Raw genomic sequence first — 13152 nt, forward strand, 5'->3', positions numbered from 1 at the left:
CGCTAACTGTATGAATCGTCTACTTGTTTCAAATTAACATTGGTGCAATGATAAAATTTTTACATATTGAAATGGAGTTTCAAAATGACTAATAATAAAAAAAAACCGCTAATGGAAATACCCGCTACAGTTATTGAAACGCTAGTGGATCTTATCTCTGATCCGACTGAAGAAGGTCGTAAAAAAATAATCGACCTTGCTGAGCAAGCCAAAGTAAAATACAAATATTGGCTTTTTTATTTTACACGTACCCGTGATATCAATAGCTTTATTACCGACTTGAATACTAATGACTCCTACTTTCGCTGGGAAGCAGTTAAAAAACTTTTAAGCGAAGGAGAATGGAATAATGGTTCTTATAATTTTTACTTTCTTTTAGAGCTTGCTTGTGCCATTGAAGGATATGAATCTTTGGAAGAGCAGGAACAACTTTCTTTTGTGCATAAACTCAAAGAACCAATTATGAACCGATTAAATTATTTAATTGGAGACCATAAGAAAGCCTTGGAGGAAGAAAAACGTCGTAAAGAAGAACTGCTGCAAGCAGGGCTTGCTAAACAACGTCTATTAGATTCAGTGCTTATTGAGCAAGACCTCGAAGTTGCCAAAAATAAAGCAGCAACAGAAGCAGATAAAAATGTTTTTTGTCTTGTAAAGGATGCAAACCAGTGGAAGCTTTCTTTGGTTGATGCGACAGGTAAGGTGTTTCCATTAGAAATAACCTTGGAACTTAAATTATTTCTTTCCAGGAAGAAAATTACAGAAATAACCAAATTAAGTTCTGAGCAGTTGGAACATATAGTAACCGAGTGTCAGAAGGCAAAAATACAATTGCTTGATCGTTTACAAATAATGATAAATCCAGAGCAAAGTAATACGGATATTGTAAATAAAGGCATCAATTCAGTCTTTGTTTTACGGATTGATCCGCCTAAAGCTAATCTTTGGTGGATAAGCAGTTTAGGTGCGCTGAACTTTATTGAGCTCAAAGATTATCCTTTACTGAATGAATGTTTAACTAACAATCTTGGATTGCTGCACGATAATAATTTTAATGAGGCAACTCAAAAAGAAATGGAGCACTCAATAAAGCTGCATCTATTGGGGGTAAAAACAGCTAAAGCCTTAAATTCAACCACTGTTTCTCAGATGAATCGGCGGTTAGGCAGCATTTTTAATCGACAAATGGGCCAAGAAAATATCGAGGAAATAAAGCAGAATGCTCATGAACGTGCGCTTGATTTGCTTCAATGTATGATTAATCCACAGCAAAGAAATAGGGATTTGCAACGTATGCACATTACCTCGACTTTTATTCTACGCCATACAGAAAAAGAGCATTCTCTTTGGTGGGCAAATAGTTTAAGTCGTATTAATCAAATCAGTTTAAAAGATTATCCTGAGTTGCAACATTGGCTTGAAACTCATCCTGCTCCATTTAATGCAGAGGATGAATTAACATTTAAGAACTATTTGTTAACCGTTAATCCCATCCATGAGCTCGACAAGAAGAGCTTCCAAAATATTAAGGATATGCTTGAGAATAGACTAAAGGGGCATGTTGAAGAACAAGTGGAGCCAGCGCAGGAAGCTATAAAAGCACCTTCTAAGATCGATGCTTCATTTAATGAGGGAGCGCAGAAGGTTATTCCTCAGCCTTTAAGCAAGGATAGGTATACGGCGATCAGCCAATTGCCTAATATTTGGCACGAGAAGAGGATAAGAAATGAAGCTGTAGAGAACGCAGAAGAATTATCGCGTACGCTTAACGCGATATAACACATTTGCTCTGAAAAATGGCCGTCATTGCGAACGCAGTGAAGCAACCCGAACGATGCTTCACTGCGTTCGCAATGACGAAATTTACATGGGCTAAATAGTCACTGACGCTAACGTTATTTAAACCCTACCATTCAAACCCATTAGTTATCGGATAACGCCAGTCTTTACCAAAGGCTACCGCACTTACCTTAATTCCTGGGGCAGCTTGGCGTCGTTTATACTCATTCCGTTTAATCATTTGAATTACTTTATCCACTACCTCAGGTTTAAATCCTTGTTGAATTATCTGCACAGGACTTAAATTCTTTTCCATATATGCCACAATAATGGCATCTAAGGTTTCATATGCAGGCAAACTGTCTTGGTCAGTTTGGTTATCCCTTAGCTCTGCAGAGGGTGGGCGCGTAATAACACGCTCAGGTATTACTGGAGATAAGGTATTACGATAATGGGCTAACGCATAAACTTGAGTTTTAAGTACGTCTTTTAACACCCCAAAGCCTCCGCACATATCGCCATATAAAGTCGCATATCCTACGGCAGATTCACTTTTATTAGAGGTGGTTAAAACCATTTTCCCCGTTTTATTCGACATAGCCATTAACAATAAACCGCGAACCCGAGCTTGTATGTTCTCCTCTGTAAGATCAGCGGGACGTCCATGAAACTCAGGTTGTAAGGTGCTCATTATCGCCTCAAACGCAGGTTCAATAGATAACATGGAGTGAGTAACGGATAAAGCCTTCAATTCGAGCATGGCATCTACTACGCTCATTTCTGCTGTATAACGTGAAGGCATAAGCACAGCATGTACTCGTTCGGCGCCTAACGCATCTACAGCAATGGCTAAGGTGAGCGCAGAATCAATACCACCTGAAAGGCCCAGTAAAACGCCTGGAAAATTATTTTTATTCACATAATCTCGGGTGCCACAAATTAATGCCTCATAGAGTAATGCCTCTTGCGTTGGTAAAGGGGCAATCGGACCGGAAAGTTGATTGTCTTGTAATTCCAGCGTACATAAATCTTCTTTAAACGCGGGAGCACGTGCACATACAGTGCCTTGTTGATCTAAGGCAAATGAATGCCCATCAAATAATAATTCGTCTTGCCCACCAATTTGATTTACATAAGCAATAGCAACCCCTTGTTTGGCAAAGGATTTTAATAAGGCTTCGCGTTTATAATATTTTTGTTCGTCAAAGGGTGAGGCATTTGGAATAAGTATAATAGAAACACCCTGTTCAATTAAATCTTCGATGGGGCCAGATTGCCATGCATCCTCACAAATGCAAATACCTATCTGATAATTCTTTATTTTTAGAGTGCATGGCTTTCTTTCACCTGCAGTGAAATAGCGTGCCTCATCAAAAATTTCATAATTAGGTAGCTTTTGTTTGTGATACTCTGTAATTATTTGCCCTTGATGCAAAATGCTCACGCTGTTGTAGCATTTTTTTTGATCTATACTTGGATGACCAACCAGTACATAACAGTCTTTAGTTATGCTTTGGATTTGTTTTAAATGCTCCATCACCGAATGATGAAATTCATTTCGAAAAAGTAAATCTTCCGGAGGATAGCCTGTTAAGGCCAATTCAGGGAAAACAATGACGTCATGGTCATCTTGCTTGTTTTTTATGATTTCAATAATTTTATCCCGATTAAGGGCTAATGCGCCAACAGTGGGATTGATTTGAGCCATAAGAATTCGAAGCGTGTTTTGCATGATATTAGATTTAACTTTGAAAGTAATGGGCATTAAATTATTACAAAGTGTGTGTAAATGAAAGATATAAGTGTTAATTAGCTTGAAAATTGCATAAAATAAATGCTTTTGCCCAGTAAATCCAAATATTATGTTAAATGAAGCACTATCAAAAATGCCAGAAGCGTTTGAGGCCAAAATATTATTGCGTGGACAAGAATATTTTGAGAATGGCCATGTGCTGAATATTCGTTTCAGTGATGGGCTGTTAAAAGGACGCGTTAAAGGCAGTTCCAGTCAGATTTACGATGTGCACATGGATTTAAAAGCTTGGCCGGGAAGACGCGCGAATTGCACCTGTGCTTCACAAATCAACTGTAAACACGCTGCGGCCTGTTTATTTGCCTTACGTGATCAAACCAATATGGTGTCACAGCCTGCCAATAAGCTAGATAAACGTTTAGATAGCTGGTTAAAAAACCTGCGAGCCCAAGAGGCGGCTGTGGTTAAGACCCATGAGTCCACGCATCATTTAACTTATATCATTGAACTTCGACTTGATGGCTATGAGCATAAAGTTATTATTAAACTTGCTTTGGCTAAATTATTAAAACGCGGTGGTTATGGAAAGATGATCACCTTTAACAGTCTTGCGGAGTCTAAAAAGCAGCATTTTATCGGCGATGATAATGAACTGGTTGCCCAATTACTTTTTAAATGTGGCGTAACAGGCTGGTTTGATTCATTAAGCATTCGTAATAGTGAATTATTAGCACGAATTATTGCAACAGGCAGAGCTTTTTTTGCCCATGATCAGGAGCAGGCAATTCACATGGGCGAAACCTATGAGGGTATTTGCCAATGGGTTTTAGCGCAAAATGGCAGCCAGAATTTATTGCTGATGCATGATAATGAAGCGGTTAAGCCCTTATTATTAGATGAAAGCTGGTATTTTGATTATGACGAAGGAGTCATGGGCTATTTAAAAACTCCTTACCCAATAAAACAACTCGGGCATTTATTAGAAGCACCTCCCATTTCTATAGAGCAAGCGCCATTACTGGCAAAAAAGATGGAGCAGACTTGTCCGGAATTTCCAGTACCACAAGTTTTTACTATCCAGGAAACGCGCCAAGTTGCTCCTATACCTATGCTGATTCTCGATGCAGTCAGTGAAGATCAGGAAGGTCCATCCTGGTTTGATGATGAGAAAGAATTAAACGCATTATTTACAGCACGGGTTTTTTTCACTTATAACCAATCACGAATTGCGGTTAATGAAGACTGCGATACGGTGGTGGCTCAGGAAGATGGCATTTTAATTCATTATCAGCGTGATAAAAATTTTGAAGCGGAAAAACTAAACGAATTATATCAAGTTCTTAAGTTGAGAATGCCTAAAGGATGGGAGAAGGCACAATGGGATAAAGCCAAACAGGCTGATTTCGTATTAGAAAATATTAATCATGCGTCAGACTTGGAATTTCTTTACAGCCAGGCAATACCTTTATTAAGTCATCGGGGCTGGCAAGTGGAAATAATAAGCTCCTTATATCAGCAAGTGGTTAGTGCCGATGACGTGGAATGGTTTTCTGATTTAAACGAGGGAAGCGGCACCGATTTCTTCTCCTATCAATTAGGTATTTTGGTTGAGGGTAAGCCAGTTAGTATTGTTCCTTTGGTTGCTGATTTAATTCAACATTACAAAGGTAGAGAGTTAGATGGCCTTCCAGATGAGCAATTAGTCAAATTACCTTTAGATGATGGTCGCGCTTTGCAGTTAGAAATGGGGCGCATTAAACCTCTAGTACGTTTGCTTTTGCAATTTGGTTTACGTCATATTGATGAAAGCCAGCCGCTACAAATTAACAAATACCAACTGATACTCATGCAGGAAGCTGAGTTAGCACTGGCAGCCACAAAGACACGTTGGCAAGGTGCTGAAATGCTACGCAATGAATTAAAGCGCCTGGCGAAGTTAACGGATATCCCTGAAGTTCAGGTTCCACAAGGACTACAAGCGCAGTTAAGAGATTACCAACGTCAAGGGCTCAATTGGATACAGTTTTTGCGTACAAGTAGTTTCAGCGGCATCTTAGCGGACGATATGGGCTTAGGAAAAACCATTCAGACCTTAACCCATTTGCTTTATGAAAAAGAGCAGGGTCGTACTCGAACAGCCACATTAATTATTGCACCCACCAGTTTAGTTGGTAATTGGGAGGCAGAGGCTCGGCGTTTTACTCCTGCCTTAAAAGTCTTAGTTTATCATGGCAGTGAGCGACACCAGGATAACTTTGATGATTATGATTTGGTTATTTCTACCTATGGGCTTATCCATCGAGATAAAGAAAAATTTGTCAGCTATCCTTTTTATTACCTTATTTTGGATGAGGCCCAATTTATTAAAAATGCGCGCACTAAAACAACGCAAATTATTCAACAATTACATGCAGCGCATCGTTTATGCCTCACGGGTACTCCTTTAGAAAACCATTTAGGAGAATTATGGTCATTGTTTCACTTTTTGATGCCAGGTTTACTCGGCGATAGCAAGCAATTTAGGTTATGGTTTAGAAATCCCATAGAGAAACACGCAGATATGCATCGACGTGAGATTTTAGTTAACCGAGTTAAGCCTTTTATTTTAAGAAGAACCAAGAATCAGGTTGCTCGGGAATTGCCACCAAAAACGGAAATGACTCGTACTATTGAAATTGTAGGACCACAACGTGATCTTTATGAGGCAATTCGCATGAGCATGGAGAAAAAAGTTCGCGATGCCATTGTGAAGCAGGGTTTAGGTAAAAGTCATATAATCATTCTTGATGCGTTATTGAAGTTGCGCCAGATTTGCTGTGATCCTCGCCTATTATCATTACCCGAAGCAACCATTGCGCATGGAACTTCTGCTAAACTCGAAACCTTAATGGAATTGCTTGATAACTTAGTGGAAGAGGGCAGACGAGTGCTCGTTTTTTCCCAATTTACATCTATGCTGCAGTTAATTGAAGATGAGCTGCATGCACGTAACTATGATTATTTAAAGCTTACTGGACAAACACAAAACAGGCAGGCTTTAGTTGAGAAGTTTCAGGAAGGAAAAACTCCGGTGTTTTTAATTAGCTTAAAAGCGGGCGGAACTGGATTGAACTTAACGCGCGCTGATACAGTAATTCATTATGACCCCTGGTGGAATCCTGCCGTAGAAGATCAAGCTACAGATAGGACACATCGCATTGGTCAGCTAAATCCAGTATTTGTTTATAAACTTATTACTTCAGGCACCGTTGAAGAAGCTATTTTAGGAATGCAGGAGCGTAAACGTTTGCTGGTGGATGGGATTTTATCGGCAGATCCTACTAAGGCGATGAGTTTAAGCGAGGAAGATATCGAGCAGTTTTTTGCACCCTTGTAGGTTGGACCCTGGGTCCAACCTACAAGCCATTTGCAGTCACTCTTTAAAAAACATAAAAATAATGCTTTTTTATTGAAAAACTGGCATAGTCGCGAATCATGGCATAAGCTATATATGATTGTAATTATGGAGAAAACTATGAAATTATGGAAAGCGATTTGTGGTTTAGTTTTTGCTGTATCATTTATTCCTAGCGCCATTGCCGCATCAGGTTCGCCTGTTGGTCAATGGACAACAATTGATGATAAAACTGGTGCCAAAAGAGCTGTTGTTATGATTTCTGAATCTGGCGGCGTTTTAAGTGGTGTTATTGAAAAAGTATACCCACAAGCAGGCGATACTGGAATTTGTGAAAAATGCCCAGGCTCGTTCAAAGGTAAAAAAATTGCGGGCATACGTTTCTTATGGGGTTTGAAAAATACTGGTAACAATGAGTGGAGCGGTGGCTCTATTCTAGACCCTAAATCAGGTAAAATTTATAAAGCAAAAATGACACTTGATGGAAATAAACTTCATGTTAGAGGATATTTAGGCGTTTCCTTATTAGGTCGCACTCAAACATGGGTTAGATAATCTCTAAAACCTGGTTGCTTGCAGCCAGGTTTTTCTTAAAACCTCCAGTAGCAATCAAGCCATAGACCCTTTTATCAGATGACATCCAAGCAAAAGATCATTACAATAGCCGTTGTTCCAAACTCACATTGCCTACGTAATTATGCTTGATCTAAAAAATCCCAAAAAAACTCCAAAAACAGTTGATCCATTAAGAAGACCCCCTCATTCAGTTGAGGCGGAGCAAGCTATTATTGGTGGTTTAATGTTGGATAACCAGGTTTGGGATAAGATTAGCACCAAACTGTGTGAGGCAGATTTTTACCGTACAGAGCATCGTATTTTATTCCGGGCAATTTCTAGTTTATCAAAAAAAGATCAACCTTTTGACGTTGTTACTCTTCTAGATACCTTAAAGTCTCATAATGAGCTGGATGATGCTGGCGGTGAGGCTTATTTATTTGAATTAGCAAATAACACCCCCAGCGTTGCAAACGTCAGCGCCTATGCTGATATTGTGCGCGAAAAATCCGTACAACGGCAATTGATTGGAGTGGCAACGGAAATTGCTGATGCGGCCTATAATCCTGATGGTAGGGAAGTGCCGGAATTATTAGATATGGCAGAAACCAAGGTATTTGCAATCGGCGAACAAACCGGGGGCGATGGTGGTCCAGAAAATATTAAATCCATTTTGGTACGTACCGTTGAGAAGATTGACGCTTTATACCACAATGGCGATGCGCTCACTGGGGTTGCTACAGGGCTTAGTGATCTAGACAAAATGACCTCGGGTCTACAGCCCTCTGATTTGATTATTGTGGCGGGCCGTCCTTCTATGGGTAAAACCACCCTTGTAATGAATATGGCAGAGCATGTCGCAATTCAGTCTAAAAAACCTGTAATTGTCTACTCAATGGAGATGCCCTCAGATTCATTAGCCATGAGGATGATGTCTTCGTTAGGGCGTATTGATCAGCACAAGATAAGAACGGGAAAACTGGATGATGATGATTGGCCACGGGTGACTTCTGCGGTTCATATGTTGTCGGAAGCGTCTTTATTTATTGATGATACCCCAGCGTTAAGTCCCTCGGAAATGCGTGCGCGCTCACGTCGAGTGGCCAAAGAGCATGGCTCTATTGGCTTAATTGTGGTGGATTATCTACAGCTGATGAAAGTACCCGGCTTTAATGCTGAAAACAGAACGGCAGAAATCTCGGAAATTTCACGAAGCTTGAAGTCGCTTGCCAAAGAATTGCAAACGCCGGTAATCGCTTTATCTCAGTTAAACCGAAGTTTAGAGCAGCGTGCCGATAAACGTCCCGTAATGTCTGACTTAAGGGAGTCGGGTGCTATTGAGCAGGACGCGGACTTAATCTGCTTTATTTACCGCGATGAAGTATATAACGAAGAAAGCCCTGATAAAGGAACTGCGGAAATTATTGTTGCCAAGCAAAGAAATGGTCCTATTGGGAAGGTCCGTGTAGCCTTTATTGGTAAATATACTCGATTTGAGGATTTGGCATTTAATGGTTATCAAGAAGGATTCGAATAGTGTCAAGACCGACCCATTTGGTAGTTGAGCCTAGTGCTTTACTGCATAACTTGGCGCAAATACGACGGTTTGCTCCAGGAAAAAAAATAATTACGATGGTTAAAGCCAACGCCTATGGTTGTGGCATTCATGCTGTGGCACCAGTTCTTGATGGACATGTTGATGCTTTTGGCGTGGCTTGCATTGAAGAGGCCATGGTTATTCGTCGCCTGGGCAGTCGTACTCCTTGTATTTTGTTTCAAGGGGTTTTTAGCCCAGATGAATTTAAGCTCGTTGCTGAATATCAATTAGGCTGTGTTATGCATCAGCCGCATCAAGTGCAATGGTTATTAAATACTCCATTAGATAAGCCGATTAAATTATGGGTTAAGGTAAATACGGGCATGCACCGCTTGGGTTTTAAACCTCATGAATTACAAGAGGTAATGAATGCCCTACAGGCCTGTCCCTGGGTCGATAAAGACATTGGCTTAATGACCCACTTAGCCTGTGCTGATGAACCCGAGCGTGTGGAAAATTATCAGCAGATTGCTCTGTTCGAAAGTATTTCCGTAACGGGATTTAGCCAACGTAGTATGGCTAATTCTGCCGCCATTATTTCTTTTCCTCAAACGCATGCTGATGTAGTAAGACCAGGAATCATGTTGTATGGGGTATCACCTTTTGCGGAAAAGACAGCAACTGAGTTGGGCCTAGTGCCGGTAATGCGTTTTGTCTCTGCAATTAGTGCGGTTTATGAGAATCCTCCTTTTGCACAAGTAGGGTATAGTGGCATTTGGAGTAGTTCCAAGCCTACACGAATTGGTATCGTTGCTGCAGGCTATGGGGATGGTTACCCACGTCATATTGCTGCGAATACGCCGGTTTGGGTACAAGGTAGGGAAGTTCCGATTGCGGGCCGTATTTCTATGGATATGATGGCTGTTGATTTAACAGGGCATCCAGACGTTGAACCAGGAGCTCCTGTTGAGTTGTGGGGGACTAATATTTTAGTTGAGCGTATTGCTAAGGCAGCAGGGACGATTGCCTATGAGTTATTATGCCAAATTTCAGAACGCGTGCGTCATTCCTAGCAGGGTGGGTCAAGATCAACCTACAAGCTATACCCTATGGATCATAATCACTCAGGGTGCTAGAATGGTGTCGATTTTTTAACCCTTTAATCTGGTGACAATCATGAAAAAGTTAACTGTTGCATCCTTATCTTTGTCTTTCTTACTCGTCGGTTGTACCGGTGTGAATAATGAAGGCATAGGCGCCCTTTCTGGTGGTGTCGTTGGTGGATTGCTCGGTAGCCAGTTTGGTAGTGGCGGTGGTAAAGTCGCTGCAGCAGCTGGTGGTGCCCTTATTGGTGCGGTTTTAGGCGGCCAAATTGGGAGAAGCATGGATAAGGTAGACCAAATGCAAATGCAAAGAGCATTGGAAACTGCACCAACAGGTAGAGCAGTTAATTGGTCAAACCCAGATACTGGATATCGTTATACCGTTCAACCTGTTAGAACTTATTATCGCGTGCATCATCATGAGCGTTTGCCTTGCCGCGAATATACTACAAAAGCATGGATTGATGGACGAACTCAATTGCTTCGTGGTAGTGCTTGCCGTCAGCCTGATGGAAGTTGGCACGTAGTGAACTAGGGTAAAAACCTGGATGTGGTACTGAACTGTAGCCCGTATTAGCATCGCGTAATACGGGCTACAGTTTATTAAGCTGCTGGTTTATCCTTCACATCTTTTACACCCTTATCGCAACAAGCACAGGTGCAATGACTAAATTTATTGTATAACCAGGCAATAATAAAGCCCATAATGAATGCATCAATAAACGCAATAACCGCTCCAAGAATACTGCCTTTAATAGATGGAGTATATCCAGGATATAAATTTCCCATTGATATGACGAACTCATGTCCATAAGCATAATAAGTAGCAATTAAGCCTAGCAATAATATGCTTATGCCCCAAAGCACACCAAACGCCAGACCCAAACCTACAGGGCTTAATCTGCAACCACTCATAATTATCTCCATATAAAAAGCCTCTTGTGCGGAGGCGTGTTGGTTTACGGGTGGTTCACAATGGTACTGTTTGCTGACCGCCCAAGAGGCATAAAATGCCCCTTGTTGGAGTATAGCTCTACTTTGCACCAAGTAGTAGTTTTTGACAAATTGAAAAATATTGTGCCTCTAATTGATGCAGATCGATTAAAGAAACACACTCGTTAACTTGATGAATGGTGGCATTAACAGGTCCTAATTCAATAACTTCCACACCATAAGGGGCGATGAAACGACCATCAGAGGTACCCCCACTAGTTGATAATTCAGGGGTAAAACCTGATTGCTCCAAAACAGCTTGCTGAGCACTTTCTAAGAGGGCACCTTGTGCAGTTAAAAAAGGCTCTCCACTTAAACGCCAATTAATACTGGGGTTAAGACCAAACTCATTAAATGTTGCCATAACTTGCTCTTTTAATGTTTCTTGAGTTTGCTCGGTAGAGTAGCGGAAATTCAGATGCATATTGAGCTCACCAGGAATTATATTAGGAGCTTGCCCTCCTGAGCTAATAGAGGTTATTTGCATCGACGTTGGTGGGAAATACGCATTACCTTCATCCCAATGAATGGCGGTTAATTTAGCTAAAGCAGGGCTTATTTTATGAATGGGGTTTTCAGCTAAATGGGGATAGGCCACGTGGCCTTGTTTCCCAGGCAGACAAATTTTTGCGCTTAAAGAGCCACGCCTACCAATTTTAAGTACATCTCCAACATGGGAGGTACTGGAAGGCTCACCCACAATGCAGTAATGAATATGAATTCCTTGCTTTTGTAGTTGCTCCATAACATAAGGAGTTCCTAAATCATAATCATCACCTTCTTCACCGCTGGTAATGAGAAAGCCTAATCTGCCCGGAAAGGCAGGATAAGTTTCAATAAAGCGTTTTGCCATAAGTAGCATGCAAGCAAGACTGCCTTTCATATCTGCAACGCCTCGGCCATAGAGCATGCTGTTTTTATCAGTTAGCACAAAGGGATCTGAATCCCATTTGGACTCATCTCCCACAGGTACTACATCAGTATGACCTGCAAATACTAATAAAGGACCACTGTCACCGTATAGGGCAAAAAAATTAGATACCGGGCCATTATTCATACGTTCACAGCTAAATCCCACATCCTGCAAAAATTGAATCATAAATTCCTGACACCCTGCATCATCTGGGGTAATCGAAGGAAACTTAATGAGTTCAGATAATAATTCCTTTATTTTACTCATCATTTAATTAGCTCTTAGTAATTCATTAATACTCACTTTCGCCCGGGTTTTTTCATCAACCTGTTTGACAATTACGGCACAATATAGGCTATGACTTTTATCTTCACTGGGCAGGCTGCCAGCAACAACTACGGAGCCTGCAGGAATGCGGCCATAGCTAATTTCCCCAGTAAGACGATTGTAGATTTTGGTGCTTTGTCCTAGATAAACTCCCATGGACAACACAGAATTGCGCTCGACAATGACTCCTTCAACAACTTCGGAACGAGCTCCGATAAAGCAATTATCTTCAATAATGGTAGGATTTGCTTGTAAGGGTTCCAACACACCACCAATACCAACGCCACCTGAGAGGTGAACATTTTTACCAATTTGCGCGCAGGAGCCAACAGTCGCCCAAGTGTCAACCATCACGCCCTCATCAATGTAGGCGCCGACATTTACATAAGAGGGCATTAAAATACTGTTTTTAGCAATATACGCCCCTTTGCGCACCATTGCATGAGGTACAACACGAACCCCTGTTTGCTGAAATTGGGCTTCGCTATAGCCTTGGTACTTTAAGGGGACTTTGTCATAAAACTGACAAAATCCAGCGTCGATAACTTGATTAGGAAATAATTTAAAGGATAAAAGCACTGCTTTTTTAATCCATTGGTGTACCACCCAATCCTCATTTATTTTTTCTGCAACACGGTATTGGCCACTATCCAAGCAAGAAAGTACTTCATTCACAGCGGCAATGAGCTCGGGAGTTGCGGTACTCATGGAGAGTGTCTGGCGTTGTTCAAAGGCTTGCTCAATAATGGTTTGTAACGTATGCATTGTTTTTCCTATAAATGTTAAAGGTTAACCCGA

At 41.0% G+C, this 13152-nt stretch carries 10 protein-coding genes; 6 read left to right on the plus strand and 4 right to left on the minus strand.

What is annotated here, in order from left to right; translation table 11 throughout:
- Positions 1–84 precede the first annotated feature (84 nt).
- The gene (locus BN3124_RS09560; protein WP_058534581.1) at positions 85–1779 is read left to right on the plus strand and encodes a hypothetical protein; all 1695 of its coding nucleotides are present in this window, start codon (positions 85–87) and stop codon (positions 1777–1779) included.
- A 127-nt stretch (positions 1780–1906) separates the two neighbouring features.
- On the opposite strand, the gene BN3124_RS09565 is transcribed toward BN3124_RS09560, so the two are convergent.
- Positions 1907–3511 (minus strand): NAD+ synthase, encoded by a 1605-nt coding sequence (locus BN3124_RS09565; RefSeq protein ID WP_058535865.1) that lies wholly within the window; start codon positions 3509–3511, stop codon positions 1907–1909.
- Positions 3512–3641: 130 nt separating this feature from the next.
- Here BN3124_RS09565 and BN3124_RS09570 point away from each other — a divergent pair, with 130 nt between their 5' ends.
- From BN3124_RS09570 to BN3124_RS09590, 5 genes are all read left to right on the plus strand, one after another.
- The gene (locus BN3124_RS09570; protein WP_058534582.1) at positions 3642–6908 is read left to right on the plus strand and encodes a DEAD/DEAH box helicase; all 3267 of its coding nucleotides are present in this window, start codon (positions 3642–3644) and stop codon (positions 6906–6908) included.
- Between the two features lie 138 nt (positions 6909–7046).
- Positions 7047–7481 (plus strand): DUF2147 domain-containing protein, encoded by a 435-nt coding sequence (locus BN3124_RS09575; protein WP_058534583.1) that lies wholly within the window; start codon positions 7047–7049, stop codon positions 7479–7481.
- Positions 7482–7623: 142 nt separating this feature from the next.
- Positions 7624–9018, plus strand: coding sequence for a replicative DNA helicase (gene dnaB, locus BN3124_RS09580; protein ID WP_058534584.1), 1395 nt, complete (start codon positions 7624–7626; stop codon positions 9016–9018).
- Positions 9018–10091 (plus strand): alanine racemase, encoded by a 1074-nt coding sequence (gene alr / locus BN3124_RS09585; RefSeq protein WP_058534585.1) that lies wholly within the window; start codon positions 9018–9020, stop codon positions 10089–10091. The genes dnaB and alr overlap by 1 nt, the downstream gene beginning before the upstream one ends.
- 103 nt (positions 10092–10194) lie before the next feature.
- Positions 10195–10656 carry an RT0821/Lpp0805 family surface protein gene (locus BN3124_RS09590; protein WP_058534586.1) on the plus strand — a complete coding sequence of 154 codons (462 nt, stop codon included), beginning with the start codon at positions 10195–10197 and terminating at the stop codon, positions 10654–10656.
- Positions 10657–10724: 68 nt separating this feature from the next.
- Here the strand turns inward: BN3124_RS09590 and BN3124_RS09595 are convergent, their stop codons facing one another.
- From BN3124_RS09595 to dapD, 3 genes are all read right to left on the minus strand, one after another.
- Positions 10725–11036, minus strand: a complete 312-nt coding sequence (locus tag BN3124_RS09595; protein ID WP_058534587.1) for a bacteriophage holin — start codon at positions 11034–11036, stop codon at positions 10725–10727.
- 118 nt (positions 11037–11154) lie between these two features.
- Positions 11155–12294 (minus strand): succinyl-diaminopimelate desuccinylase, encoded by a 1140-nt coding sequence (gene dapE / locus BN3124_RS09600; protein ID WP_058535866.1) that lies wholly within the window; start codon positions 12292–12294, stop codon positions 11155–11157.
- Positions 12295–12297: 3 nt separating this feature from the next.
- Entirely contained in the window at positions 12298–13119 is an 822-nt protein-coding gene (dapD, locus tag BN3124_RS09605; RefSeq protein WP_058534588.1) for a 2,3,4,5-tetrahydropyridine-2,6-dicarboxylate N-succinyltransferase, read from the minus strand.
- Positions 13120–13152 lie beyond the last annotated feature (33 nt).

Origin of the sequence: Legionella saoudiensis (assembly GCF_001465875.1) — a bacterium.
Taxonomy (GTDB): domain Bacteria; phylum Pseudomonadota; class Gammaproteobacteria; order Legionellales; family Legionellaceae; genus Legionella; species Legionella saoudiensis.

Excerpts from the sequence above, each read along its gene's own strand:
- BN3124_RS09570 (WP_058534582.1), top strand. The coding sequence starts at position 3,642 with ATGTTAAATGAAGCACTATCAAAAATGCCAGAAGCGTTTGAGGCCAAA.
- dnaB (WP_058534584.1), top strand. The coding sequence starts at position 7,624 with ATGCTTGATCTAAAAAATCCCAAAAAAACTCCAAAAACAGTTGATCCA.
- dapD (WP_058534588.1), bottom strand. The coding sequence starts at position 13,119 with ATGCATACGTTACAAACCATTATTGAGCAAGCCTTTGAACAACGCCAG.
- BN3124_RS09560 (WP_058534581.1), top strand. The coding sequence starts at position 85 with ATGACTAATAATAAAAAAAAACCGCTAATGGAAATACCCGCTACAGTT.
- BN3124_RS09565 (WP_058535865.1), bottom strand. The coding sequence starts at position 3,511 with ATGCAAAACACGCTTCGAATTCTTATGGCTCAAATCAATCCCACTGTT.
- BN3124_RS09595 (WP_058534587.1), bottom strand. The coding sequence starts at position 11,036 with ATGAGTGGTTGCAGATTAAGCCCTGTAGGTTTGGGTCTGGCGTTTGGT.
- BN3124_RS09590 (WP_058534586.1), top strand. The coding sequence starts at position 10,195 with ATGAAAAAGTTAACTGTTGCATCCTTATCTTTGTCTTTCTTACTCGTC.
- dapE (WP_058535866.1), bottom strand. The coding sequence starts at position 12,294 with ATGAGTAAAATAAAGGAATTATTATCTGAACTCATTAAGTTTCCTTCG.
- BN3124_RS09575 (WP_058534583.1), top strand. The coding sequence starts at position 7,047 with ATGAAATTATGGAAAGCGATTTGTGGTTTAGTTTTTGCTGTATCATTT.